Here is a 26496-nt window from a genome sequence, read left to right on the forward strand (position 1 = left end):
ATCACTCTTCCAGGGTTGTTTCCACCGCCGGCTCGCGGTCCAGCGCCGTGCGCATCGCCAGCAGCCTCCCGAGCATCGACTTCAGCGCCAGCGGCCGCACCGGCTTCTGCAGCAGCCCGAGGCCGTGTTCGGCCACCTGGCGACGCACCAGGTCGGTGGCATCGGCGCTGAGCACCAGCGAGGGCGCGGCGCCGAACCGCGCGGCCAGGCGCAGCTGCAGGTCGATGCCGGTGTCGCCATCGTCGAGGTGATAGTCGAGCAGCCACAGGGCCGCGGGCTGCGCGGCCAGCGCCGCCTCCGCGCCGGCACCATCGGCCACCGCGACCACCTCCGCGCCCCAGCCTGCAAGCAGCGTGCGCAGGGCGTCGAGCGCCAGCGGATCATTGTCGACCACCAGCACGCGAGCGGCGGCCAGCCCCGGACGCAGGCGCGGCACCAGTGCCGACTGCGGCGTGCCCGCGACCCGCGGCAGCGTGATCGAGAACGCCGTGCCCTTGCCCACAGTGCTGCGCAACACGATGCCAGTGCCAAGCAGCCCGGCGATACGGTCGGCAATCGCAAGACCGAGGCCCAGGCCCTGCCCGGGCACGCCATCGCCGCGACGGAATTCCTCGAAGATCAGCTGCTGCTGGGAAGGCGCGATACCCGGCCCGGTGTCGTGCACCTCGATGCGCAACGCGCCGCCGACATGGCGCACGCCGAGCAGGATGCGTCCGCGGTCGGCGTAGCGCACCGCATTGGCCAGGAAGTTCTGCAGCACGCGGCGCAGCAGCTGCGGGTCGCTGTCGGTCCAGGCGGACGTCGCAACCAGCGTGAAGGCGAGGCCGCGCTCTTCGGCCAGCGCCTGGAATTCCGAGGCCAGCGGCTCGAGCACGTCGGACAGCGGAAACGCGCGCGGCTGCGGGACGAGTCCGCCAGCCTCCAGGCGCGCCATGTCGAACAGGCCGGTGAGGAGGTCGGTGGTGGAGTCGAGCGCGCCGCGGATCTGGCCGAGTGACGTGCGCGGCGCACCATCGAGCTGCGATGCCAGCGCATCGGTGAACAGCTGCGCGGCATGCAGCGGCTGCAGCAGGTCATGGCCCACCGCGGTGAGGAAGCGGCTCTTCGCCTCGTTGGCGCGCTCGGCCTCGCGCCGCGCCTGGTCGAGGCTCGCGGTGCGCTCGTCGACGCGCTGCTCCAGGGTCTCGTTGCTGCGCTTGAGCTCGGCTTCGGTGCGCCGGAACGCGGTCACGTCGCTGAAGGTGGCGACGAATCCGCCGCCGGGCATCGGGTTGCCGCGGATCTCGACGATGCCGCCATCCGGGAACACCCGCTCGCTGACGTAGGGCGTGCCGGCCTGCATGTGGCGCAGGCGCTTGCCCGCTTCGGACTCGACGCTCCCGCCCACCCGGCCGACCAGCCCGCTGCGCAGATTGTGCGCGACAAGTTCGGCGACCGGCACGCCGACGCGCAGCAGGCCGGACGGGTAGCCGAACAGTTCGGCGTAGCGGCTGTTCCACGCCACCAGCCGCAGCTCGCGATCGACCACGCTGATGCCCTGGCTCATGTTCTCCATGGCGGCTTCGAGGAGACGCTGGTTGAAGCGCAGGTCCTGCGAGGCCTCGCCGACGATGGCGGCGACGGTGTCGAGGTCGGGGCCCGCCTCCCGGCGCGCGGCATCCAGCAACAGGCGCGCCGAGGCGCTGCCGAGCACCGCTGCCAGCTCGCGCTCGAGGCGCGCCTCGATCATTGCCGGCACCGCGCCGCTCCCCGGCGCGCCGCGCAGCAGGTCGTCCACCGTGCGCACCGGCAGGAAGCGCCGCCCGGCCTCGCGCAGCGTGCGCCGGTCGGAGCCGCGCGCCACGTCGCGATCAGGAGTCGACAGCCAGGCGGCCAACGCCAGCGTGGTGGCGATGCCGACAAACAGGCTGGCGCCCACCGCGCGGCCGAGCCGGCTCCAGCTGGTCAGGCCAAACAATGTGTCTGGCGCCAGCATCGCGATGCCCCAGGGGCCATCCGCCAACCAGGCCCCGTCGCCACCGGAAAGATCGACCAGCATCGGTGACAGCGTCACCCAGGCCCACACGAAGAAGGCCGCCACCACGCCCCAGGTTGCCGCCGATGCCGGCGTGCGCGTCCGCCACACGGCACAGAACAGTGCAGGTGCAAGGGTGGCCAGCGCCGAGAACGAAACACCCCCGACGTCGGCGAGCGCCTCGCTTCCGCCGATCACGCGGCTGTAGGCCCACGCCAGCAGCATCACGGCCAGGATGCCGGCACGCCGCAGCGCCAGCAGTGCGCCGCGATGGTCGTCGCTGCCACCGCGGCCCACGGCCCAGGCCCCCCGCAGAAGGCCAGGCGTGAACCAGTGGTTGCCGATCATCAGGCTCAGTGCCAGCGTGCTTACCACCACCATGCCCGTCGCCGCGCTCAACCCGCCAAGGAACGCGAACAGCGCCAGGCCGTGATGGCCCAATGCGGCCGGCAACGCCAGCGCGTACATGTCCGAGGGCACGCTGTCGCCCAGCAGCGCCGTTCCGGCACGGGCCAGCAACAGGGTCGGCAATGCGATCAGCACCAGATAGAGCGGGAACTGCCAGCGCGCGGTCCGTACATGACGTTCATCGCGGCACTCGACCACGCCGACATGGAACTGATGCGGCAGGATGAACATGGCAAGCGCGCCGAGCAGGACCAGCGGCATGAAGCCACCTACCGGTTCCGGCGGTGACGGCGGCGCAGCGACATCGAAATCGCCCAGCCCGAACCAGACCAGCGCCCCGAGGGCCAGCATCGCGGCCAGTTTGAACAGCGACTCGAAGGCCATCGCCAGCACCAGGCCACGGTTGTGCTCCGTGGCGCTCGCGCGCCGGGTGCCGAACGCCATCGCGAATCCCGCCATCGCCAGCGCGACATACAGTGCACCGTCGCGCCACGGTGCAACGACGTCGACCGCGCCGCCGTGGCGGGTCAGCGTGTCAAAGCTCATCGTTACCGCCTTAAGCTGCAGCGCGATGTACGGCACCATGCCCAGCAAGGCGACCAGGGTGACCACGGCGGCCAGCCAGGGATCCTTCCCAAGCCGGGTAGCGATCAGGTCGGCAATGGACGTCGCGTTGCTCTCGCGCGCCAGTCGAACCAGGCGCAGCATCAAACCCACGGCCAGCGCATAGAAAAGGATCGCGCCCAGGAACGTCGGCGGCAGCGGCCAGCCGTAGCGCGCCGCCTGGGTGACCGTGCCATAGAAGGTCCAGGACGTGCAGTGCACGGCCAGCGACAGCGCATACACGTGGTGCCAGTGGCGGGCGAGCGCACCGGGGCGACGCTCGGCATAGACCGCCACGCCGAACAGCAGGACCAGCCAGAGCGTCGCGGCCGCGACCACCACGCCGACGCTCAGCATTCCTCCCGGCCCTCCATCATCGTTCCCACTTGCTCGCGCGCATGCCCGCCGGCCTTCCGTTCACCGCCGCAGCATAAGACAGCCGCACCGCCATGAAAAACGGCGACCGGGTTTCCCCGGTCGCCGAAGTCGTCATCCTGCAGGCGCGGCTCAGAAGTCGTAGCGCGCCGTCAGGCCGTACTGGCGCGGCGGACCGTAGAAGCCGGTCAACACGCCAAGCCCGGAGCTGACCAGGTTGTAGCCGGTGGTGCGGTACTCCTTGTCGGCCAGGTTGCTGCCCTGGAGCGAGAACGACCAGGAGTCGTTGACGCGCCAGGTCACGCCGGCGCCGACCAGGCCGTAGCCGTCCTGCCTGATCACCGGGCTCAGGTCGGTGGTCGGCCAGACCTCGGACTGGTACGAGTAGCCCACGCGCGCCGAGATGTTGCCGCCATTGGCAAGGTCGGTGCGGTACTCGACGTTGAAGGCCCCGGAGAACTCGGGTGCATTGGTGAAGCGCTGGCTGTCGGCGACGTTGACGCCACCGGTGATGAACTCGTCGTACTCGGCGTCCAGCCAGGCCAGGTTGCCGCTGATCACCCAGTTCTCGGTCGGCAGGTACTGGTACTCGACCTCCACGCCCTGGACCGTGCCCTTGCCCGCGTTGGTGAAGTCACCGAAGAAGCCCCCGCCCGGCAGCGCGGTGAACACCGACAGCTGGATGTCCTCGTACTTGTTGTGGAAGTAGGCCAGGTTCAGGAACAGGCGCTCGTCCAGCATCGACATCTTGCTGCCGACTTCGAGGCTGTCGACCTTCTCGTCGTCGAAGGGGTCGCCCGAGCGCGGCACGGCGGTGGTGTTGGCGCGGATGTTGAACCCGCCCGACTTGAACCCGCGCGACGCCGTTCCGTAGACCATCACGTCCGGAGTGACCTCGTAGCTCAGGGCCAGCTTCGGCGACACGTTCTTGAAGTTCACCGTCTTGTCGAAGTTGGCGGCCACGGCGCCGCTGGGAACGGTGAAGGTCGCGTCGGTGTAACCGATATTGTAGGCGACCGCGTGCTTGTCCTCGTCGGTGTAGCGCGCGCCGACGTCGAGGTTCAGGCGCTCGGTCAGGTCGAACGACCAGTCGGTGTAAACCGCGATGCTCTTGGTGTTGACCGTGCCCTGCGTGTCGCCGAACGACAGGTTGAAGAAGTTGTTGAGCACCTGGCCACCGGCATCACCGTCGAAGGCATACAGGCCCACGACGCCACGGGCGCGTCCACCGGCGTCGTAGTTCACCTGCAGCTCGTTGCTGATCTGCTCGTCGCTGTAGAACGCCTTCACGTCGGCGATCTTCTCCGGCAGCGTGTCGAAGTCGATGTTGGTCTCGGTATCGGACTCGCGCTTGGCAGCGATGTACTTGACCGCCCAGTCTTCGTTGGGACGCCAGTTGACCGTGACCGAGCCGCCCTTCATCTCCGTGTCGTTGACGTTGGGCATTCCGCTGCGGATGTCGTAGCGGCTGTCGAGCGGCGCCACGCCGGACACCGGGATCAGCGGATTGTTGTTCACCGCCAGCATCTTCGCGCCGCGCACGCCGGACTGGTCATCCAGGTAATCAAGCGCGAACTGCACGTCGAACGATTCGCTCGCGAACGCGCCGAGCTGGAAGCGCATCGCGTTGATCTCCTTGTCGCTCACGTCCTGGCCATTGAGAAGATTGGTGCCGTACCCGTCGCGGTTCATGCTCGCAACCGACAGGCGCGCGCGCAGCGCCTCGGTGCCGCCGATGGGGCCACCGATTCCGCCCTTGACGTCGAGCTGGTTGTGGTTGCCCACGGTCACCGACGCATATCCGTCGAGTTCCTTCGGCAGCTCGCGGCCGATGTACCTGATCGCACCGCCGATGGTGTTCTTGCCGTACAGCGTGCCCTGCGGGCCGCGCAGCACCTCGACGCGGCCGACGTCGAACACGTCGAGCAGCGCGCCCTGGGGACGTGCGATATAGACGTCGTCGAGGTAGATGCCCACGCCCGGATCGACGCCCCACAACGTATCGGACTGACCGACGCCGCGGATGTAGGCGGTCGCGGCACTGCTCGAGCCGCGCGCTGCGTAGATGGTGAGGTTGGGGACCTGCGCATCGAGGTCGCCGATGTCCCGGATGTTGAGCTTGTCCAGCACGTCGGGGGTGAATGCGGTGACCGCAACCGGCACGTCCTGCAGGGTTTCCTCACGCTTGCGCGCGGTCACCGTGATGCCACCCAGCGTGGTGGCGCTCCTGCTGGCCGCCTGCTGCTCCGGCGTACCGGCAGCGGTGTCCTGTGCGAAGGCCACCGGCGACGAGAGCCCGAGGGCGATCGCCAGGCTCAGTGCGGTGTGCGGGATCTTGGCTCGCTTCATCGTGTTCCCCTAGGAATATGCATGTACGTGCGGCCGAATGCCGCCTTGATGACAAGCCTAGGGATCACGCTGCGGACTGGGCATCGTACCTTCGGACAATGGGCCGCGATGCCGGGCGCTGACGACACTGTCGTCCGTGGAATCGTGCGTGGCACGATCGCAAGGACCCGTCGATGTCGTTCCTGATCGTGCTCGCGGCACTGTGTTTCCTGATGCTGGTGGCCTACCGCGGCTACAGCGTCATCCTGTTCGCCCCCATCGCCGCCATGGGCGCGGTGCTGCTGATCGACCCGTCGCTGGTCGCGCCGATGTTCACCGGCCTGTTCATGGACAAGATGGTCGGCTTCCTGAAGCTGTACTTCCCGGTGTTCCTGCTGGGCGCGGTGTTCGGCAAGCTGATCGAGATCTCGGGCTTCTCCAAATCCATCGTGGCCGCGACCATCCGCGTGGTCGGCGCGCAGCGGGCGATGCTGTCGATCGTGATCGTCTGCGCGCTGCTTACCTACGGCGGCGTGTCGCTGTTCGTGGTGGTGTTCGCGGTGTACCCGTTCGCGGCCGAGCTCTTCCGCCAGAGCGACATCCCCAAGCGCCTGATCCCCGGCACCATCGCGCTCGGCGCGTTCACTTTCACCATGGACGCGCTGCCCGGCACGCCACAGATCCAGAACATCATCCCGACCGCGTTCTTCGGCACCGATACCTGGGCCGCGCCGGTGCTGGGCACGCTGGGCGGGGTGTTCATCATCATCCTCGGCATGCTGTACCTGGAGTGGCGCCGGCGCGTGGCGCACCGCGCCGGCGAAGGCTACGGCGATCCGGCGACGCTCCTCAACGAACCCGTCGAGTTCGTCGGCGGCAAGCTCGCCAATCCGCTGGTCGCGCTGCTGCCACTGGTGATGGTGGGCGTGTCCAACCTCGTGCTGACGCGGCTGCTGCCCGGCGTGTACGGCGCCAGCCACAGCTTCATCCCCGCGGTGGTCGGCAACCCGGCGCCGGTGGTCCAGGAAGTCGCCAAGATCTCGGCGATCTGGGCCGTGCAGGGTGCGCTGCTGATCGGCATCGCCACGGTGCTGGTGTTCGCCTGGCGCACGGTGTTCACGCAGTTCGCGGAAGGCACGAAGTCCGCGATCGGCGGCGCGTTGCTGGCGTCGATGAACACCGCGTCCGAATACGGCTTCGGCGCGGTGATCGCGGCGCTGCCCGGCTTCCTGGTGGTGGCCAACGCGCTCGGTTCGATCCCCGATCCGCTGGTCAACGAGGCGGTCACGGTGACCGCGCTGGCCGGCATCACCGGCTCCGCGTCGGGCGGCATGTCGATCGCGCTCGCGGCGATGGCCGACAGCTTCATCGCCAACGCCAATGCCGCCGGCATCCCGATGGAGGTGCTGCACCGCGTCGCCTCGATGGCCTCGGGCGGCATGGACACCCTGCCCCACAACGGCGCGGTGATCACGCTGCTCGCGGTGACCGGCCTGACCCACCGGCAGGCCTACAAGGACATCTTCGCGATCACCATCATCAAGACGCTGGCGGTGTTCTTCATCATCGCCACGTTCTATCTCACCGGCTGGGTCTGACCCGGCGAGCCGGCGCGCGGGCGGGCCCGCGCGCTGGTGCATGATCCCGGCAGTGGGTCACATCCCGAGCGGAGCAAATCCGCAATAGTCATCGAGGGACTGCGTCCGACCTGACCGGGGATACAAGATGGCCGACACCAAGGTGGCAAGCCGCCGCCGCGCAATGGACAACGTGCCGGCGCGGCGCCATGGCGGATACTCGATCGAGGCGGCCACGCGCCCGCCCCGCGACATCCCGCCGGCGCCTCCGCCGCCACCCGGCGCGCCTGATCCCCGTTTCCGGCCTCCGCAGGAAACGCTTGCCCGTCCACCGGCGTGGGTGCGCGCATGGCACCGCCTCGGGTACGGCATCACGCCGACCGCGAAGCAGGAGTTCGACGCCCTCGGCAACAACGATGTCGCCCGTTACGAGGCGATGCTGGAGCAGCAGCTGGCCTGGGAGTCGATCAGCGACTCGGCGCTGGACGCACGCCTCGCCGCCGCCGGCTACAGCACCCTCGCCAAGACCCTGCCCCAGCTGTGGGCCGACCACGTCGCCAGCGGGCCGGCCTACGAGGTGCGGATGCTCCCGGCGTGGGAGGTGCAGCGCGCCTCGCTGGTGCGCGCGGTGTTCTCGCGCCGCCAGCTGCATGAGCGCGTGACCACGTTCTGGCACGACCACTTCAACGTGATGCTCAGCGACTACGACGCCGGCCCGGTGTACGTGCACTACAACCGCGATGTGATGCGCAGCCACGCGATGGGCAACTTCCGCGCCATGCTGGAGGCGATGGCGCGCAGCACGGCGATGATGTTCTTCCTCGACAACCGCACCAACCGGCGTTCGGGCCCCAACGAGAATTTCGCGCGCGAACTGCTGGAGCTGCACACCTTCGGTGCGGAGAACTACCTCGGCTTCGTGAATCCATCCGCGGTGCCGCCGTGCCCGGAGGACCCGACCTACCCGATCGGCTACACCGACATCGACGTGTACGAAACCGCGGCCGCATTCACCGGCTGGAGCGTGCGTACCGGCGCCGGCGGCGACGGCACGTTCGTCTACAACGCCAGCGACCATGACACCGGGCCGAAAATGGTGCTCGGCATGTACCTGCTGCCCGAGCAGGCCGCGCTGAAGGATGGCCGCGACGTGCTGGACCGCATCGCCAGCCACCCATGCGTCGCGAAGTTCATCTGCCGCAAGCTGATCCGACACTTCGCCACCGACATGCCGCCGCAGTCGCTGGTGAACAGCGCCGCGGCGATTTTCCGCGCGCAGTGGCAGAGCCCGGATCAGCTCCGCCTGGTGCTGCGCCATATCCTTCGCTCCGAAGTGGCGCGCGAAGGCTGGGACGGCAAACGCCGCCGGCCGTCCGAAGTGGTCGCAGCTGCGATGCGCGCCGCGGGCGCCGACTGGACCCTGCGGCCCGACCACGACCGCAGCAACGATTTCATGTGGCGCCTGGGTGCGACCGGCCACTCGCCCTACGACTGGCCGGCGCCCAATGGCTATCCCGACACGGCCATGGCCTGGTCCGGCGCCAACAGTTTCGCGATGACCTGGAAGATGCTCGGCTGGCTGACGGAAGCCAGCGACGGCACGCAGCGGCTGATGCCGATCGTGGAGACGTCGCGCGCCGCGGTCGCGCAGTGGACGCCGCGAGCGCTGGTCGACTTCTGGTGCCAGCGCGTCCTCGGCCATGCCCCCGCCGCGGCGCGCCTGCAGATGCTCTACCGGTTCATGGCGCAGAACGGCAGCATCGACAACACCGTCATCCTCGATGACAACGCGTGGCGCGGCAGCGACCTCAAGGGACATTACAACCACGACCGGCTGCGCAGCATGGTGTCCATGCTGTTGATGTCGCCAGAATTCTCAAACCGCTGAGGACGCAGGCATGGTCGACATCGAGCTTTCGCGCCGCGACTTCCTCAAGGGCTGCTGCGCCACCGCGGCCATCGCCGGCGCCGCGCCCGCGCTGCTGTATTCGCGTCCGGCGTTCGCGGGCACTCCGCATGACACCCTCGTGCATGTGTTCCTGCGCGGCGGCATCGACGGCCTGAACCTGGTGGTGCCGACCGCCGGCGGGGACCGCATCCACTACGAGCAGGCCCGCCCCTCGCTGGCCATCGCCGCCACCGGGCCATACGCGGCGCTGCCGCTCAGCCTCGCCGGCGGCGCCGCAACCGGCTTCGGGCTGCATCCGTCGGCCATCGGGCTGCACGAACTCTGGAGCGAGTCGAAGCTTGCGATCGTGCATGGCTGCGGCATGCAGACCACGGTCACCCGCAGCCATTTCGATGCCCAGCTGTACTGCGACCTCGGCACGCCCGGGCAACAGGGCGGTGGCAGCGGCTGGCTGACGCGCGCCTGGAGCAGCGATCCGGGCGCCGCGGGCGGCGCGGCCCTGCCGATGCTCGCGGTCAACAGCCGGCAGCCCGCGAACATGCTGGGCGGCACCGATGCGCTGTCGATGGGCGCGCCCACCGATTTCGCACTCAATGCCGGGCCCTGGCAGTGGCGCGAGGGTGGTGGTGGACGTGCCGCCGGGGTGCTGGGCGTCAACGACCTGCTGGCGGAATACCTCGCCGGGCGCAGCGCGGTCGAACGCCAGGCCGCGCTTGCCGAACAGTCGCTGCGGATGGTGCGTGCGCAGCCCTACAGCGCCACCCTGCCCGTCGGCTGGCCCACCAGCACCTTCGCGCGCCAGCTGTGGACGGTGGCGCAGTCGATCCGCTTCGGCGTCGGCCTGCGCTACGCGGCGGTGGACCTGGGCGGTTGGGACACCCACGAAGGCCAGGGCACCGCCGGCAGCGGCTATCACTACTACCAGAACAAGATCGCCGAGCTGTCGCAGGCGCTCACCGCGTTCTACGTCGAAATGGCCGCCGGGGGCGAGGCGTCGCGGGTGACGGTGGTGGTGCAGTCCGAGTTCGGCCGCCGGGTGCGCCAGAACGGCAGCGGCGGCACCGACCACGGCTACGGCAACCCGATGCTGGTGCTCGGCGGCCCGGTCAACGGGCGTCGCTTCTACGGCCAGTGGATGGGGCTGGATCCCGAGGTGCTGTCGCCCTACTTCGGCGACATCCCGGTCGCCACCGACTACCGCCAGATCCTGTCGGAACTGCTCATCCGGCGGATGGGCAACAACCGCCTCGGGCAGGTGTTCCCGGCCTATACCGGCTACGTGCCGCTGGGGCTGTTCCAGGGCAGCGACCTGCCGCCCGAATACGGTACGCCTCCCTCCTCGCGCACACGCCTGAGGGCGCTGGCGCGCCATCGCCAGCCGGTTTACGGCGAGTCGATCCAAGGCACGGCCCACTCCACCGCGGACACGGGTGCAAACCGCCTGGCACGCGGCCTCAGCGCCCTGCGTCGCAACGCGGTGCGCGCGAGGATGCGCGTGCAGCGCATGCTCACCCGCCTGGCGTCCTGAGTCCCGTCAGCCACTGTTGTGCCGCGATCGGCGCGACGGCGGGACGTGCAAGATCTTCTCATATTCCAGGGGAGGCGGATTTGACGCGCAGTGCCGGGTACCAAAGCCCTTGAGGACTCATGTCCCCCGGCGATGGCCTTGGGCCATCGCCTCCTCCTTGACTTCGCCCTCAAGGGCTTTGGCACCCGGTATGCAGCAATCCGCGGTGCTTTGAAGAGCACAGGCACGCCTCGCGATCGGGCGGCTGCTCTTCGGTACCCGCGGGCTACGCGGAGCCCCGGAGTGGCCGGGAGGCCTTCGCGGGGAAGTCAAGGAGGAGGCATCCGCCGCCAGGCGGATCCGGGGGACATGAGCCGCGAAGGCCTCACGGCCACCACCGGGGCCTCCAGGCCAACAGCGGCGAACAAGCAGTCGTTCCCCAGGGACGTTTCTCCGGTACCGGTTAACGAAAAAAAAGAGCGGGCCTGAGCCCGCTCTTCTTGTGTCCGGAGTTAACCGGGCAGTGACGCGTGCGGCTTACTCGCCGACCACGCCCTCGCCTTCCTCGACCGCCTTCATCGACAGGCGGATGCGGCCCTGCTTGTCGACTTCCAGCACCTTGACCTTGACCATGTCGCCTTCCTTGAGCACGTCGCCGACCTTCTCGACACGCTCGTTGGAGATCTGCGACACGTGGACCAGGCCGTCCTTGCCGGGGGAGATGGTGACGAACGCACCGAAGTCCATCAGCTTGACGACCTTGCCCTCGTAGATCCGGCCCGGCTCGACGTCGGAGGTGATCTGCTCGATGCGCTCCTTGGCGGCGCGGCCAGCGGCGGCGTCGACCGATGCGATCGTGATCGTGCCGTCGTCCTGGATGTCGATCTGCGTGCCGGTTTCCTTGGTAATCGCCTGGATCACCGAACCGCCCTTGCCAATCACTTCGCGGATCTTGTCGGGGTGGATCTTGATGGTGATCAGGCGCGGCGCGAACTCGCTCAGTTCCGAACGCGGCGCGGTCAGCGCGGCTTCCATTTCCTTGAGGATGTGGAGGCGGCCCTGCTTGGCCTGGGCCAGCGCGACCTTCATGATCTCCTCGGTGATGCCCTGGATCTTGATGTCCATCTGCAGCGCCGAGATGCCGTTGGTGGTGCCGGCAACCTTGAAGTCCATGTCGCCGAGGTGGTCCTCGTCACCGAGGATGTCGGACAGCACGACATAGTCGTCGCCTTCCTTCACCAGGCCCATCGCGATACCCGCGACCGGCGCCTTGATCGGCACGCCCGCGTCCATCAGCGCCAGCGACGAGCCGCAGACCGACGCCATCGACGAGGAGCCGTTCGATTCGGTGATCTCGGACACGACGCGGATGGTGTACGGGAACTCTTCCATCGTCGGCATCACGGCAAGCACGCCGCGCTTGGCAAGGCGGCCGTGGCCGATCTCGCGACGCTTCGGGCCCATCATGCGGCCGGCTTCGCCCACCGAATACGGGGGGAAGTTGTAGTGGAACAGGAAGTGTTCCTTGTACTCGCCGGACACGGCGTCGATGATCTGGCCGTCGCGGGCGGTGCCCAGCGTGACGGCGACGATCGCCTGCGTTTCACCACGGGTGAACAGCGACGAGCCGTGCACGCGCGGCAGGATGCCGACGCGGCTGGCGATCGGGCGGACGGTGTCGAGCGCGCGGCCATCGATGCGGACCCTGGTCTTGAGGACCGAGTTGCGCATGGTCTGGTATTCCTGCTCGCTGAACTCCTTGTGGAGGTCGCCGGCCGCCCAGGCATTGGCCTCGGCATGCGGCGCAAGCGCGTTCAGGATGGCCTTCTTGACGGTCGAGATGGCGTCCTTGCGCTCGAGCTTGTCACGCACCTGGAACGCGGAGGCGAGCTGGTCGCCGATCGCGGTGCGGATGGCGTGCACGATGCCTTCGTCCGCAGCCGGCGCGGTCCAGCTCCACTTCGGCCTGCCGGCCTCGGCAACCAGGGCGTTGATGGTCTCGATCGCGACCTGCATCTGCTGGTGGCCGAACATCACCGCGCCGAGCATCACGTCTTCCGACAGCTCCTTGGCTTCGGACTCGACCATCAGCACCGCATTGGCGGTACCGGCGACGACCAGCTCGAGCTCGGAATCCTTCAGCTCGGAGATGGTCGGGTTGAGCAGGTACTGGCCGTCCTTGTAGCCGACCTTGGCGGCGCCGATCGGGCCGTCGAACGGCGCGCCCGACAGCGACAGCGCGGCCGAGGCACCGATCAGGGCGAGGATGTCGCCGTCGACCTCGGGGTTCATCGACATCACCGTGGCGATGATCTGCACTTCGTTGCGGAAGCCGTCCGGGAACAGCGGGCGGATCGGGCGGTCGATCAGGCGCGAGATCAGCGTTTCCTTCTCGGTCTGACGGCCCTCGCGCTTGAAGAAACCACCCGGGATGCGGCCACCGGCGTAGAACTTCTCCTGGTAGTCGACGGTGAGCGGGAAGAAGTCCTGCCCTTCGCGCGCGGTCTTGTTGGCGACCGCGCTGACCAGCAGCATGGTGCCCTCGCACGAGACCATGACCGCGCCGCCTGCCTGGCGGGCGATCTCACCGGTCTCGATGGTGACCGTGCGGTTGCCGTACTCGAAGCTCTTGATGACTTTTGCCACGTTGGTGATTCCTCGATGACTCTTGCGATGAACCGGACGGGACCCTTGCCCCGTGCCGGGTGGCGCGCACTGCCGGCGCGCCGAAATAAAACCGCGGCGCATTTCTGCGCCGCGGTGGGGTTGTATCAGCGACGCAGGCCGAGCTTCTCGATCAGCGCCTTGTAGCGCGCGCTGTCCTTGCGGTGCAGGTAGTCGAGCAGGCTGCGACGGCGGTTGACCATCATCAGCAGGCCGCGGCGGCTGTGGTGGTCCTGCTTGTGCGCCTTGAAGTGTTCGGTCAGGTGCACGATGCGCGCGGTGAGCAGGGCGACCTGGACTTCCGGGGAGCCGGTGTCGGCGTCGCCGCGCTTGTTGTCTTCAATGATCTTGCCGGTGTCGATGGACATGCTGTGGAACCTTCTGGTGATGCGTGGACCGCAGGAACGCCGTTGCATGCCGGTTGGCATGAACGGGCACCACGTGACCCGCCGCGAGCGATGGAACGTGATCGGCGCGGAAGCGCCGGATTTGACTCGAAAAAGCCGGAAGATTGTAGCCTGCGGGCACCCTCCGGACAAGGCAGGCTCAGGCCTGGGCGGCACCGCCTGTCGGTTGGGCACAGGCCCAGGCGAACATGCGGCGCGGCCGCAACGCGCCATCGGCATCCACTTCGCCCAGGCCGAGCACGCGCGCGTCGGGGCCATGGATCGCCACTTCGCCCTGCGGGCTGAATGGCCCGACCGCGCGCTGCCCGTACGACAGGCGCGCGGCGTCGGCCGCACCGACGGACACCCGCGGCCAGGCGTCCATCCCGGCCTCGATGGGCAGCAGGCAGGATTCGAGGCAATGCTCGCCGCGCGCGGCCAGCGCGGCGAGATCGTCGAGCGTCCACATCCGCGGGTCACGGAACGGGTCCACCCACAGGCGCCGCAGTTCGGCCACGTGCGCCCCGCAGCCCAGCGCTTCGCCTAGGTCGCGGACCAGGCTGCGCACGTAGGTACCGGAGCCGCATTCCACGCGCAGGCGCAGGATGTGCGGCGGACGGCCGTCGCCGGGCACGTCGAGGAGATCGGCGGCGGACAGCAACGTGAATGCGTGCACGTCGACCGGGCGCGGCTCGACTTCCACCAGCTCCCCGCGCCTGGCCTTGGCGTAAAGCGGCTCACCGCCGCGCTTCAGCGCCGAGTAGATCGGGGGCCGCTGCTGGATGTGGCCGGTCAACGCCGCCAGCGCGGCATCGAGGGTGGCGACGTCGAGCAGCGGCACCGGGCGCTCGCGCAGGAGCTGGCCGTCGGCGTCGTCGGTATCGGTGACCTGGCCCAGGCGTGCGACCACGTCGTAGGCCTTGCGCGCGCCGAGCAGGCCCCCGGCGATCTTGGTGGCTTCGCCGAAGCACACCGGCAGCAGGCCGGTGGCCAGCGGGTCGAGGCTGCCGGTATGGCCGCCCTTCTCGGCGCGGAACATGTGGCGGACGCGCTGCAGCGCCTGGTTGGAACTCAGCCCGCGCGGCTTGTCGAGCAGCAGGATGCCGTCGAGCTTGCGGAAGCGCGTACGTGGCTTGGCAGTCATCGCGGGGGATCAGTCCCCGCTGCCGGGCTCGCCGGAGTCATCGAGGTCGCCAAGCTCACCCGCTTCGCGCAGGAGGTTTTCGATGCGCTCGCCGCGGTCGACGGAGTCGTCGTAATGGAAATGCAGCTCCGGCACGTGGCGCATCTTCACGCTATGCGCGAGCCGGTAGCGGACCTCGTACGCCACCGCCTTCAGGCCCTTCATGGCCTCGGCGGCGCGCTCGGGGTCGAGCGCGGTCACGAAGACCTTGGCATGCGCCATGTCGCGGGTGATCTCGACGTCGGAAACGCTGAGCGACGGCAGGCCGTGCTCGGCGACGGCGTCGCGCACGAGGGTGCCCAGCTCGCGTCGGAGCTGGGCGGACACGCGGTCGGTTCTGTGGAAGGACTTCTTCACAGCGTGCGCTGGACCTCGACGCGCTCGAAGCACTCGATCTTGTCGCCCGGCTTGACGTCGTTGTACGCCTTCACGCCGATGCCGCACTCGGTATGGACGCGGACCTCGTCGACGTTCTCCTTGAAGCGGCGCAGCGATTCCAGCTCGCCCTCGAAGATGACCGTCTCGTCGCGCAGCACGCGGATCGGCTTGTGGCGCTTGACCACGCCCTCGATGACCATGCTGCCGGCGACCGCGCCGAACTTGGAGCTGCGGAACACCTCGCGCACCTCGGCGGTGCCGATGATGTCCTCGCGGATCTCGACGCCGAGGATGCCCGACGCCACCTGCTTCACCTGGTCGATCACGTCATAGATGATCGAGAAGTAGCGCAGGTCGAGGCCGGTGGATTCGATCAGCTTGCGTGCCGACGCATCGGCGCGGACGTTGAAGCCGATGATCGTGGCCTTGGAGGCGGCCGCGGAGTTGGCATCGGACTCGGTGATCGCACCCACGCCCGAGCGGATGATGTTGACCCGGATCTCGTCGTTGGAGAGCGCGGTGAGCGCCTGGCGCAGTGCTTCCACCGAGCCCTGCACGTCGGCCTTGACCACCAGCGGCAGCTCGAGCTGCTGGCCGCCGCCCATCTGCGCCATGATGTCTTCCATGCGGTTGCCCGCGGCCTGCACCAGGCGCTGCTCGCGGCGCTTGGTCTCGCGCTGCTGGGCCACGTCCTTGGCGAGGCGCTCGTCCTCGACCACCACGAAATCGTCGCCGGCATCGGGCACGCCCGAAAGGCCCAGCACCTGCACCGGGATGGACGGGCCGGCGCCGTCGACCTGCACGCCGCTCTCGTTGAACAGCGCACGCACGCGGCCGTACTCGATGCCGCACACCAGGTAGTCGCCCTTGTTGAGCATGCCCTGCTGCACCAGCACCGTGGCCACCGGGCCGCGACCCTTGTCCAGCGAGGACTCGATCACCACGCCCGCGGCACGGCCGTCGGCGACCGCGCTCAGCTCGAGCACCTCGGCCTGCAGGCCGATCGCATCCAGCAGGTCGTCCACGCCGTCGCCGGTCTTGGCCGACAGCTCGACCATCTGCGTGTCGCCGCCGAATTCCTCGGCGACGATCTCGTGGGTCAGCAGTTCGTTCTTGATCCGCTGCGGGTCGGCTTCGGACTTGTCGATCTTGTTGATGGCGATGATCAGCGGGACCTTGGCGGCCCTGGCGTGCTGGATCGCCTCGATGGTCTGCGGCATCACGCCATCGTCGGCCGCAACCACCAGCACCACGATGTCGGTGAGCTTGGCGCCGCGCGAACGCATCGAACTGAACGCGGCGTGGCCGGGCGTGTCGAGGAAGCTGATGACGCCCTTCGGCGTATCGACGTGGTATGCGCCGATGTGCTGGGTGATGCCGCCGGCTTCACCGGTGGCAACCTTGGTGCGGCGGATGTAGTCGAGCAGCGAGGTCTTGCCGTGGTCGACGTGGCCCATGATGGTGACCACCGGCGGACGCGCCACCTTGTCGCCCTGGATGCCTTCGCCATGCGCGAGCAGCTCGCTCTCGGCGTCGTCGGCGTCTGCGCGAACGGCGGTGTGGCCGAGCTCCTCGACGACCAGCATCGCGGTGTCGTGGTCGATGGACTGGGTGATGGTGGCCATCACGCCCATCTTGAACAGCGCCTTGACCACCTCGCCGCCCTTCATCGCCAGCTTCTGCGCGAGGTCGGCGACGGTGATCGCTTCACCGATCGCGACTTCGCGCACGACCGGCGCGATCGGCCGGGTGAAGCCGGTGCCGGTGCGGCTCTGGTCGCGGTTGCTGCCACGCTGCGGGCGCGCCTTCGGGCGCGCGGTGCTGCGGCGCGCACGATCGGCGGCGGAAAGATGCATCTTGCCGGCGAAGCGCGCGGCGCTGTCGTCGTCCTCGCCACCGGCGGGTGCCTGGTGCGAACCGCGTGCGCCCTTGGGCTTGGCGGCACCGCGGTCATCGCTGCGCGGCGCGGCCGGCTTGGGATGGCCATGGCCGTGGGTCGCTGCGGGCTTGCGGACGGCATCGCCGTCGCCGGCCTCGGGCGCGACGGGCGCTGCCGCGGCGCGCAGGCGCGCGGCCTCGGCATCGGCTGCAGCGCGCTTGCGCTCCTCGATCTCTTCGGCGCGACGGCGGTCGTCGGCGGCCAGGCGCTCCTGCTCGTCCCGGTTGCGCTGGCGCGACTCCTCGAGCTTGCGCAGGATGTCGGCGCGCTCCTCGTCCTCGGTCATGCCCTGCGGGCCCGTACCGGGCTTCACCAGCGTGACCTTCTTGCGCACGACGACGTCGACGGTCGGCTTGTTCTTGCCGCCGCCCACGGTGAGCGTGCTCTTGCGGTTGAGGGTGATCTTCTTCGGCGCGACCGGATCCTCGGCCACCACTTCGGTGCGGCCATGGGTCCGGCGCAGGAAGCCGAGGAGCTTCACCTTCTCGGTGCTGGTCACGACCTGGTCGGGATTGCTGAACGACATGCCCGCTTCGGACAGCTGCTCAAGCAGTTTCTCGACCGGCGTGTTCACCAGTTCGGCCAGCTTGCGGATGGTGGTTTGCTGCGACATTCGGCTTCCGGTTCCTTTGGCGTCGGCATGTGCCGCGCTATGGAGATGGATCAATTCTGGGTGCTTTCTGGTCGGGGGCCTGGACCCCTGACTGTCAGCCCTCGCTTTCCAAACGCGCGATCTCTTCGGCGCGCGCGGCGAGGATCAGGGCGGCGGCACGCTCGAGCCCGAGGCCCTCGATGCCGAACTCCAGCACTTCGTCGGCGGCCAGGTCGGACAGGTCCTCGCTGGTGCGCACGCCGTGCGACGCCAGCGCGAACGCGGTCTCGTCGTCCATGCCTTCGAGCTGCAGCAGGTCGTCCGCCGGCGCGTTCTCGTCGAGCTCTTCGGCGACAGCCAGCGCGTCGTTGAGCAGCGCGTCGCGGGCGCGGGCGCGCAGTTCCTCGACGATGTCCTCGTCGAAGCCCTCCACCGCCAGCAGCTCGCCGACCGGCACGTAGGCGATTTCCTCGACCGTGCTGAAGCCTTCGGTGACCAGGATCGTGGCGATTTCCTCGTCGACCTCGAGCTTCTCCTGGAACAGGGCGCGCGCCGTGGCCTGCTCGGCATCGGACTTCGCGGCCACCTGGTCCTGGGTCATCACGTTGAGCTGCCAGCCCGACAGGCGGCTGGCGAGGCGCACGTTCTGGCCGCCCTTGCCGATCGCCTGCGCGAGGCGGTCTTCGGCCACCGCGAGGTCCATCGAGTGCTTGTCCTCGTCGACCACGATCGACTGCACTTCCGCCGGCGCCATGGCATTGATCACGAACTGCGCCGGGTTGTCCGACCACAGCACGATGTCGACGCGCTCGCCGTTGAGCTCGTTGCTCACGGCCTGCACGCGCGAACCGCGCATGCCGATGCAGGCGCCGATCGGATCGGTGCGGGTGTCATAGGCCACGACGGCGATCTTGGCGCGGTCGCCGGGATCACGCGCGCAGGCCTTGATTTCCACCAGGCCCTGGCCGACTTCCGGCACTTCGAGCTTGAACAGTTCCATCATGAATTCAGGCGCGGCGCGGCTGATGAACAGCTGCGGGCCGCGCGGCTCGCTGCGCACGTCGTACAGGTAGCCGCGGATGCGGTCGCCGGCGCGCACGACGTCGCGCGGGATCGCCTTGTCCTTGGGGATGAAGGCTTCGGCGTTGCCACCGAGGTCGACGAAGACGTTGCCGCGCTCGACGCGCTTGACCACGCCGGTGACCAGCTCGCCGACACGGTCCTTCCAGGCATCCACGACCTGCTGCCGCTCGGCCTCGCGCACGCGCTGCACGATCACCTGCTTGGCCGCCTGCGCCGCGATGCGACCGAAGTCGACGTTCTCGATCTGCTCCTCGATGTAGTCGCCGACCTCGACGCCCTCGGCCTCGTCGATCGCGTCCATCAGGCGGATCTGGCGGTCCGGGGACTCCATCACCACGTCGTCGGCCACCACTTCCCAGCGGCGGAACGTTTCGTAGTTGCCGTCCTTGGAATCGATGGTCACGCGCGTCAGCACGTCCTGCTCGAGGTAGCGCTTCTTGGCCGCGGTGGCCAGTGCGGCCTCGATGGCCTCAAGGATGACCGACTCCGGCACGCCCTTTTCATTGGCGACGGCGTCGACGACCAGCAACAGTTCCTTGCTCATCTCTGTATCACTCCGCACGGGACGGCTTGGAGGCCGCCGGCTTGTTGGTTTGTCTGTTGTGCGGCGTGCCCTTGCCGGGGCGGTCGTCACGCCCGGAGGCGTCCTTCGCCGGCCCGTAGCCGAGGGCGACCCAGTCGGGTACCAGCCGCGCCTTGTCGATATTGCCGGCGGCCACCGCGATCGGCTGGCCGTCGACTTCAAATGTGATGGTCTCGCCTTCCACCGCCGCGATCCGCCCCGTCAGGCGGCGACGGCCTTCCTGCGGCAGCTGCAGGGTGACCTTGGCCTGCTCGCCAAGGAACCGCGCGAAGTGTGCCGACTTGAACAGCAGGCGGTCCACGCCCGGCGACGACACTTCAAGCGTGTAGTTGCCGCTGATCGGATCCTCGACGTCGAGCTGGGCCGAGACCTCGCGGCTCACGGCCTCGCAGTCCTCGATCCCCACGCCCTGCGTTTCCGCTGACGTTTCGGCGCCGGGACGCTCGATGTAGAGGCGCACCACGGCACTGCCGGGCGCCGACAGGTATTCCACGCCCAGCAGTTCCAGCCCCAACGCGGCCACGGTCGGAGACAGCAGGTTGGCGATGTCGGTTGATTTGTCCGTCACGTTTGCCTCCTCCTCTTCCGGATGCCGTCGCGCTTTGGGGGCGCAAAAAAAAACAAAGGGCCCAATGGGCCCTTGTCCGATACTGCTGGATCCGGTGCCGGCGCGCCTCATTGCGCACCGGACGAGCCCAAACTCTCCGTAATCAAAAAAGCCTCCTTGGAGGCTTTTCGTCGACCGCGAAAAGCTGGTAGCGGGGGCAGGATTTGAACCTGCGACCTTCGGGTTATGAGCCCGACGAGCTGCCAGACTGCTCCACCCCGCAGCAGAAGCGGAATTATGAAGGAACGTCCCGGGCAATGCAAGCCCTCGGACGTTCCCGGGCGGTCAGGCGGCGAACGCCGCCTGGCACCAGGCCATCACCGGGTTCCAGAACACGCCCAGCGCCAGCAGCGACAAGGCATTGACCGCGAACAGGGCGCGCAGCGGTGCGTCGTCGCGGGCCTTCAAGGGGGCACCCACCGGCTCGTCGAAGTACATGACCTTGATGACGCGCAGGTAATAGAACGCACCCACCACAGCGAACACGATGCCGACGATCGCCAGCCACATCAGGTCGCCCTGCAGTGCCGCGCGCAGCACGGCGAGCTTGGCCCAGAACCCGAGGAACGGCGGCACGCCGGCCATCGAGGCCATGATGCAGAGCACCAGCCCGGCCATCCACGGACTGCGCGCATTCAGGCCGCGGAAGTCGTCGATCCGGTCGGCCTCGAAGCCGCGGTTGGACAGCACGATGATCGCGCCAAACGCCGCCGCCGCCATGAGCGCGTAGCTGATCGCATAGAACATCGCCGCCGCGTAGCCTTCCACCCCGCCGCCGGCGAAGCCGAGCAGCAGGAAGCCGACGTGCGACACGGTGGAGTACGCCAGCATCCGCTTCAGGTTGGCCTGCGCGATCGCGAACAGGTTGCCGACCACCAGCGACAGCGCGGCGATGCCGGCCAGCAGCAGCTGCCACTGGTCCTGCAGCGCACCGCCGCCAAGGCCGTCCTCGAGCAGGCGGTAGGCCATGCCGAACACGGCGAGCTTGGGCGCCGAGCCGATGAACAGGGTGATCGGCGTGGGCGCACCGTGGTACGCGTCGGGCAGCCACATGTGGAATGGCGCGGCGCCGAACTTGAAGCAGATGCCGACCACCATAAACGCGGTGCCGGTGAGCAGCAGGGTAGCCGTGCCGCCTTCGAGACCCATCGCCGTTTCGCGCAGGGTCGCCAGGTCCAAGGTGCCGGTGGCGCCGTAGACCAGCGACATGCCGTACAGCAGCAGGCCGGATGCCAGCGCGCCGAGCACGAAGTACTTCATGCCCGCCTCGGACGCGACCGGGCTGTCGCGGTCGATCGCCACCAGCGCGTACTGGCACAGGGCCAGCAGCTCCAGGCCGACGTAGACCAGGGTCAGGTTGCCGGCCGAGACCAGCAGCATCATGCCGGCGGTGGCGAACATCACCAGCACCGGCAGTTCGCCCTTGTAGAGGTCGCGTTCGCGCATGAACGACCAGGCATAGACCAGCGACGCGGCACTCAGCAGCACCAGCACGGTCTTCAGCACGTCGGCGACCGGGTCGCGCACGAACATGCCGCCGAGCACGGTGCCCTGCCCGCCGACGCCGGTGAACGCCAGCACCGCGGCGGCCACCAGCACCAGCACGGCCAGCACGTGGGTCACCACACGGCGGCGCTCGCCGATGAACAGGTCGAGCATCAGCAGCGCAAACGCGCCAAGCACCACCACGAACTCGGGCGCCAGCGGCGCGATGTCGGCCAGCGTCCGGATGGGCGGGGTCATTGCTCCAGGCATCATCGCGGGGTCTTCCTCAAAGCTTGCTGTTGGCGAGCATGGTCGCCAGTTGCGCGATGGACGGTTCCATCAGGTCGATCAGGGGCTTGGGCCACACGCCGATGAGCAGCACGCCGGCGGCGAACACGCCCAGCACCAGGATCTCGCGGCCGTTGATGTCCTTCATCTCGGCGACATGGGCATTGCCGATCTCGCCGTACAGCACGCGCTTGACCAGCCACAGCGTGTAACCGGCACTGATGATGAGCGTCAGCGCGGCGGTGAAGGCGATCAGCGGGTGGTGCTGGAACGACGCCAGCACGATCATGAATTCGCCCACGAAGCCGGACGTGCCCGGCAGGCCGGCGTTGGCCATGCCGAAGAACACGAACAGCACGGCGAACCACGGCATCACGTTGGCCACGCCGCCGTAGTCGCGGATCATGCGCGTGTGCATGCGGTCGTAGAGCACGCCGACGCAGCTGAACATGGCGCCCGAGATGAACCCGTGCGACACCATCTGCACCATCGCACCCTGCAGGCCGAGCCGCGCCGCATCGGTGTTGCCGACATCGCGCACCAGCGCGAAGGCGATGAAGGTACCCAGCGTCACGAAGCCCATGTGCGCGACCGACGAATAGGCGATGAGCTTCTTCATGTCGTCCTGCACCAGCGCCACCATGCCCACGTAGACCACGGCGATCAGCGACAGCGCGATCATCAGCCAGGCCCACTCGTGGCCGGCGTCGGGCACGATCGGCAGGCTGAAGCGCAGGAAGCCGTAGCCGCCGATCTTCAGCATGATCGCCGCCAGGATCACCGAGCCGCCGGTCGGCGCCTCGACGTGCGCGTCCGGCAACCACGTGTGTACCGGGAACATCGGCACCTTGACCGCGAACGCGATCAGGAACGCGAAGAACAGCCAGGCCTGCTCGGTGGCATCGAGCGGAAGCGCGTACAGGTCGGGCAACTGCCAGCTGCCGGCCTTCAGGTAGAGGTAGATCAGCCCGACCAGCATGAACACCGAGCCGAGGAAGGTGTACAGGAAGAACTTGACCGACGCGTACACGCGCCGCGGCCCGCCCCACACGCCGATGATGATGAACATCGGGATCAGCATGCCTTCGAAGAACACATAGAAGAGCATGGCGTCGACCGCCGAGAACACGCCGATCATCAGGCCCTCGAGGATCAGCATCGCCGCGTAGTACTGGCTGACACGCTTGTCGATCGAAGTCCACGCGCCCACCAGCACCAGCGCGGTGACCAGCGTGGTGAGGATGATCAGCGCGACCGAGATGCCATCGCCGCCCAGGTGGTACTGGATGTCGTAGGCGGGGATCCACTCGCGCGCCTCGACGAACTGCATGCCGACCACGGCGGGGTCGAAGCCCGTGAAGAGCGGGATGCTGATGGCGAACGCCACCAGCGCGATCGCCAGCGACAGCCAGCGGGCGGCGTTGGCGCGGCTGTTGCCGAGCGCGAGCACCAGCGCGCCACCGAGGATCGGCAGCCAGATGAGGATGCTGAGGAGAGGCCAGTTCGACACGTATCGTCTTCCGTCAGGTCCAGTAGTGGATGACAACGGCCAGGAGCACGATCAGGCCGAGGATCATCGCGAATGCATAGTCGGGCAGGCGCCCGGTCTGCAGCTTGCGCAGCACGCGCGCTGCCAGGCCGACGCTGTTCGCGGAGCCGTTGACAATGGCCCCGTCGATCACGCGGCGATCGACAAGGTTGGAAGCCTCGCCCAGCAGCACGCTGCCGCCAGCCAGGCCACCGATCCACAGGTCGTCGGCCCAGTACTTCTTCTCCAGCACCTTGACCGGCAGCGCGAACACGCGGCGCGCCCTGGTCGCGAGCTCCGGCTTCCACCAGTACATGACGGTCGCGAGCACGAAGCCGGCCACGGTCAGCACGAAAGCAGGCGCCATGAAGCCGTGCGTGGCGAAGGCCACCGGCCCGTGCCACATCGCTTCGCCCACCATCGCCACCGTGTCGCGCGCGGCGGCGACGTCGATCGCGCCGAGGAAGAACGGGAGCACCTCGTGGTGGCCGCTCCAGTCGGTGCCGAACAGCATCGGGCCCGCGGTGAAGAAGCCGATCAGCACCGACGGAATCGCCAGCAGCACCAGCGGCAGCGTGACCACCCACGGCGATTCGCGCGGTTCGACCGGGCCGTGATGCGCGTGGTCGTCATCGTGGTGGGCCGCGTCATGGCCGTGGTCGTCGGCCGGCGCGTCGCGGAAGCGTTCGCGGCCGAAGAACGTCAGGTACAGCAGGCGGAAGCTGTAGAACGAGGTCACGAACGCGCCGGCCAGCACGGCCCAGTAGCCGTAGGTACCCACCCAGCCCATGCTCGCGGAGGCGTGCTTGGCCGCTTCGATGATGGTGTCCTTCGAGTAGAAGCCGCTGAAGAACGGCGTGCCGATCAGGGCCAGCGTGCCGAGCAGCATCGTCCAGAAGGTGACCGGCATGTACTTGCGCAGGCCGCCCATGCGGCGCATGTCCTGCTCGTGGTGCAGCGCGATGATCACCGAGCCCGCGCCGAGGAACAGCAGCGCCTTGAAGAAGGCGTGGGTCATCAGGTGGAACACCGCCGCCGAGTACGCCGACACGCCCAGCGCCACGGTCATGTAGCCAAGCTGCGACAGCGTGGAGTACGCGATCACGCGCTTGATGTCGTTCTGCACGATGCCGATCAGGCCGGTGAAGAACGCGGTGGTGGCGCCGATGAACAGCACGAACTGCAGCGCGGTCTCCGACAGCTCGAACAGCGGCGACATGCGCGCCACCATGAAGATGCCGGCGGTGACCATGGTCGCGGCGTGGATCAGCGCCGAGATCGGGGTCGGGCCTTCCATCGAGTCCGGGAGCCACACGTGCAGCGGCACCTGCGCCGACTTGCCCATCGCGCCCACGAACAGGCAGATGCATACGACCGTGGCCGCCGACCAGGCGTGGCCGTCGAAGATCTCGATCACCTGGCCACCGCCGATGCGGTCGCTGGCGTTGGCGAACACCGTGGCGTAATCGAGGGTGCCGAACCAGTACAGCACGCCGGCGATGCCGAGCAGGAAGCCGAAGTCGCCGACGCGGTTGACCACGAACGCCTTCATGTTGGCGAAGATCGCCGACGGGCGCTTGAACCAGAATCCGATCAGCAGGTACGAGACCAAGCCCACCGCTTCCCAGCCGAAGAACAGCTGGAAGAAGTTGTTCGACATCACCAGCGTCAGCATCGAGAACGTGAACAGGCTGATGTAGCTGAAGAAGCGCTGGTAGCCCGGGTCCTCGGCCATGTAGCCGATGGTGTAGACATGCACCAGCAGCGACACGAAGGTCACCACGACCATCATCATCGCGGTCAGCTTGTCGACCATGAAGCCGACGTGCGCTTCGTAGCCCGCCACCTGGAACCAGGTGTAGATGTTCTCGTTGAACGGCGAGGCGCCCTGCCCCGCGAGCTGCCAGAGCACATGGCCCGACAGCGCGCAGCTCACGGCGACGCCGAGGATGGTGATGGTGTGCGAGCCGGCGCGACCCACCTGGCGGCCGAACAGGCCGGCGAGGATGGCGCCCAGCAGCGGAGCCAGCACGATCGCCAGCAGCACCGTCTTCGAGATCAGGATTTCCGTGACAGGCATCGGTCAGCCCTTCAACGTGTCGAGTTCGGCGACGTTGATGGTGCGCCGGTTGCGGAACAGGGTGACCAGGATGGCCAGGCCGATGGCGGCCTCGGCCGCGGCCACGGTGAGGATGAAGAACACGAACACCTGCCCCGCCGCGTCGTTCATCTCACGCGAGAACGCGACGAAATTGATGTTCACCGCGAGCAGCATCAGCTCGAGCGACATCAGCAGCACGATCACGTTCTTGCGGTTGAGGTAGATGCCGGCAACGCTGATGCAGAACAGCACCGCACCGAGCGCCAGGTAGTGGCCGAGGGCCAGGCCCTGTCCCATGAACTCCATTACTTCTCCTCCCCGCCGGCGTCGGGCGCCGGGGTGTCGTCGGCCACGTGCACCGAGGACGACATCTTGACCATGCGCAGGCGATCGCCGGCACGCACGCGCGCCTGCTGCGCGGGATTCTGGTGCTTGGTCCCCTCGCGGCGGCGCAGCGTCAGGGTGACCGCGGCGATCACGGCCACGGTCAGGATCACCGCGGCGACCTCGAACGGCAGCAGGAAGTCGGTGAACAGGCGGCGCGCGATCCAGACGGTGTTGGACACCTCCACGCTGTCCACCGCGGGATCCGCGGCGAACGGGGTGGCAACGAACGCCTTGACGCCGATCAGGGTGAGGATCTCGACCAGCATCACCACCGCGACCAGCAGGCCGACCGGCAGGTGGCGCACGAAGCCCTGGTGCATCTGTTCTTCGTCGATGTCGAGCATCATCACCACGAACAGGAACAGCACCATCACCGCGCCCACGTACACCAGCACCAGCGCGACGCCCAGGAACTCGGCGCCGGCGATGATCCAGGTGCAGGCCACGGTGAAGAAGGTCAGCACCAGGAACAGCGCGGCGTGCACCGGGTTGCGGACGCTGATCACGGCCACGGCCGACACCACGGTGACCGAGGCGAATGCCAGGAAAGCGAGAAGGGCGAAGTCCATGG

The 26496-nt window shown here is 68.0% G+C and carries 17 protein-coding genes and 1 tRNA gene; 3 read left to right on the forward strand and 15 right to left on the reverse strand.

Annotated elements, in window-relative coordinates; genetic code table 11:
- Nucleotide 1: 1 nt before the first annotated feature.
- Nucleotides 2–3382 carry a PAS-domain containing protein gene (locus tag JGR64_RS07745; RefSeq protein WP_199372799.1) on the reverse strand — a complete coding sequence of 1127 codons (3381 nt, stop codon included), beginning with the start codon at nucleotides 3380–3382 and terminating at the stop codon, nucleotides 2–4.
- A 150-nt stretch (nucleotides 3383–3532) separates the two neighbouring features.
- Nucleotides 3533–5749, reverse strand: coding sequence for a TonB-dependent receptor (locus JGR64_RS07750; protein WP_199372800.1), 2217 nt, complete (start codon nucleotides 5747–5749; stop codon nucleotides 3533–3535).
- A gap of 173 nt (nucleotides 5750–5922) precedes the next feature.
- Between JGR64_RS07750 and JGR64_RS07755 the strand changes: the two genes are divergently transcribed.
- From JGR64_RS07755 to JGR64_RS07765, 3 genes are all read left to right on the forward strand, one after another.
- Nucleotides 5923–7326: a GntP family permease gene (locus tag JGR64_RS07755; protein ID WP_199372801.1), complete on the forward strand. Its 1404-nt coding sequence runs from the start codon at nucleotides 5923–5925 to the stop codon at nucleotides 7324–7326.
- Between the two features lie 127 nt (nucleotides 7327–7453).
- The gene (locus tag JGR64_RS07760) at nucleotides 7454–9193 is read left to right on the forward strand and encodes a DUF1800 domain-containing protein (RefSeq protein ID WP_199372802.1); all 1740 of its coding nucleotides are present in this window, start codon (nucleotides 7454–7456) and stop codon (nucleotides 9191–9193) included.
- Nucleotides 9194–9203: 10 nt separating this feature from the next.
- On the forward strand, nucleotides 9204–10742 hold the full coding sequence (locus tag JGR64_RS07765) for a DUF1501 domain-containing protein (RefSeq protein ID WP_199372803.1): 1539 nt from the start codon (nucleotides 9204–9206) through the stop codon (nucleotides 10740–10742).
- A gap of 516 nt (nucleotides 10743–11258) precedes the next feature.
- Here JGR64_RS07765 and pnp read toward each other — a convergent pair.
- The 13 genes from pnp to JGR64_RS07830 form a co-directional block, all read right to left on the reverse strand.
- The gene (gene pnp, locus JGR64_RS07770) at nucleotides 11259–13367 is read right to left on the reverse strand and encodes a polyribonucleotide nucleotidyltransferase (protein ID WP_199372804.1); all 2109 of its coding nucleotides are present in this window, start codon (nucleotides 13365–13367) and stop codon (nucleotides 11259–11261) included.
- A 125-nt stretch (nucleotides 13368–13492) separates the two neighbouring features.
- Nucleotides 13493–13753, reverse strand: coding sequence for a 30S ribosomal protein S15 (gene rpsO / locus JGR64_RS07775; RefSeq protein WP_199372805.1), 261 nt, complete (start codon nucleotides 13751–13753; stop codon nucleotides 13493–13495).
- 178 nt (nucleotides 13754–13931) lie between these two features.
- Entirely contained in the window at nucleotides 13932–14915 is a 984-nt protein-coding gene (gene truB / locus JGR64_RS07780) for a tRNA pseudouridine(55) synthase TruB (protein ID WP_199372806.1), read from the reverse strand.
- A gap of 9 nt (nucleotides 14916–14924) precedes the next feature.
- On the reverse strand, nucleotides 14925–15311 hold the full coding sequence (rbfA, locus tag JGR64_RS07785; RefSeq protein WP_199372807.1) for a 30S ribosome-binding factor RbfA: 387 nt from the start codon (nucleotides 15309–15311) through the stop codon (nucleotides 14925–14927).
- On the reverse strand, nucleotides 15308–17884 hold the full coding sequence (gene infB / locus JGR64_RS07790; protein WP_199372808.1) for a translation initiation factor IF-2: 2577 nt from the start codon (nucleotides 17882–17884) through the stop codon (nucleotides 15308–15310). Before infB ends, rbfA begins: the two co-directional genes overlap by 4 nt.
- 94 nt (nucleotides 17885–17978) lie before the next feature.
- Complete coding sequence (gene nusA, locus JGR64_RS07795; protein ID WP_199372809.1) at nucleotides 17979–19490, reverse strand: transcription termination factor NusA; 1512 nt, start codon at nucleotides 19488–19490, stop codon at nucleotides 17979–17981.
- 7 nt (nucleotides 19491–19497) lie between these two features.
- Nucleotides 19498–20097, reverse strand: coding sequence for a ribosome maturation factor RimP (gene rimP, locus JGR64_RS07800; RefSeq protein ID WP_199372810.1), 600 nt, complete (start codon nucleotides 20095–20097; stop codon nucleotides 19498–19500).
- A gap of 185 nt (nucleotides 20098–20282) precedes the next feature.
- Nucleotides 20283–20359 (reverse strand) — tRNA-Met (locus JGR64_RS07805).
- A 62-nt stretch (nucleotides 20360–20421) separates the two neighbouring features.
- Nucleotides 20422–21879 carry an NADH-quinone oxidoreductase subunit NuoN gene (gene nuoN, locus JGR64_RS07810; protein WP_199372811.1) on the reverse strand — a complete coding sequence of 486 codons (1458 nt, stop codon included), beginning with the start codon at nucleotides 21877–21879 and terminating at the stop codon, nucleotides 20422–20424.
- A gap of 28 nt (nucleotides 21880–21907) precedes the next feature.
- Nucleotides 21908–23419: an NADH-quinone oxidoreductase subunit M gene (locus JGR64_RS07815; protein ID WP_199372812.1), complete on the reverse strand. Its 1512-nt coding sequence runs from the start codon at nucleotides 23417–23419 to the stop codon at nucleotides 21908–21910.
- A 13-nt stretch (nucleotides 23420–23432) separates the two neighbouring features.
- The gene (gene nuoL, locus JGR64_RS07820; RefSeq protein WP_199372813.1) at nucleotides 23433–25517 is read right to left on the reverse strand and encodes an NADH-quinone oxidoreductase subunit L; all 2085 of its coding nucleotides are present in this window, start codon (nucleotides 25515–25517) and stop codon (nucleotides 23433–23435) included.
- A 3-nt stretch (nucleotides 25518–25520) separates the two neighbouring features.
- Complete coding sequence (gene nuoK, locus JGR64_RS07825) at nucleotides 25521–25835, reverse strand: NADH-quinone oxidoreductase subunit NuoK (RefSeq protein WP_199373235.1); 315 nt, start codon at nucleotides 25833–25835, stop codon at nucleotides 25521–25523.
- Between the two features lie 8 nt (nucleotides 25836–25843).
- Nucleotides 25844–26494 carry an NADH-quinone oxidoreductase subunit J gene (locus JGR64_RS07830; RefSeq protein ID WP_199372814.1) on the reverse strand — a complete coding sequence of 217 codons (651 nt, stop codon included), beginning with the start codon at nucleotides 26492–26494 and terminating at the stop codon, nucleotides 25844–25846.
- Nucleotides 26495–26496 lie beyond the last annotated feature (2 nt).

The sequence above is a fragment of the Luteimonas sp. MC1572 genome, from assembly GCF_016615815.1.
Classification (GTDB): domain Bacteria; phylum Pseudomonadota; class Gammaproteobacteria; order Xanthomonadales; family Xanthomonadaceae; genus Luteimonas.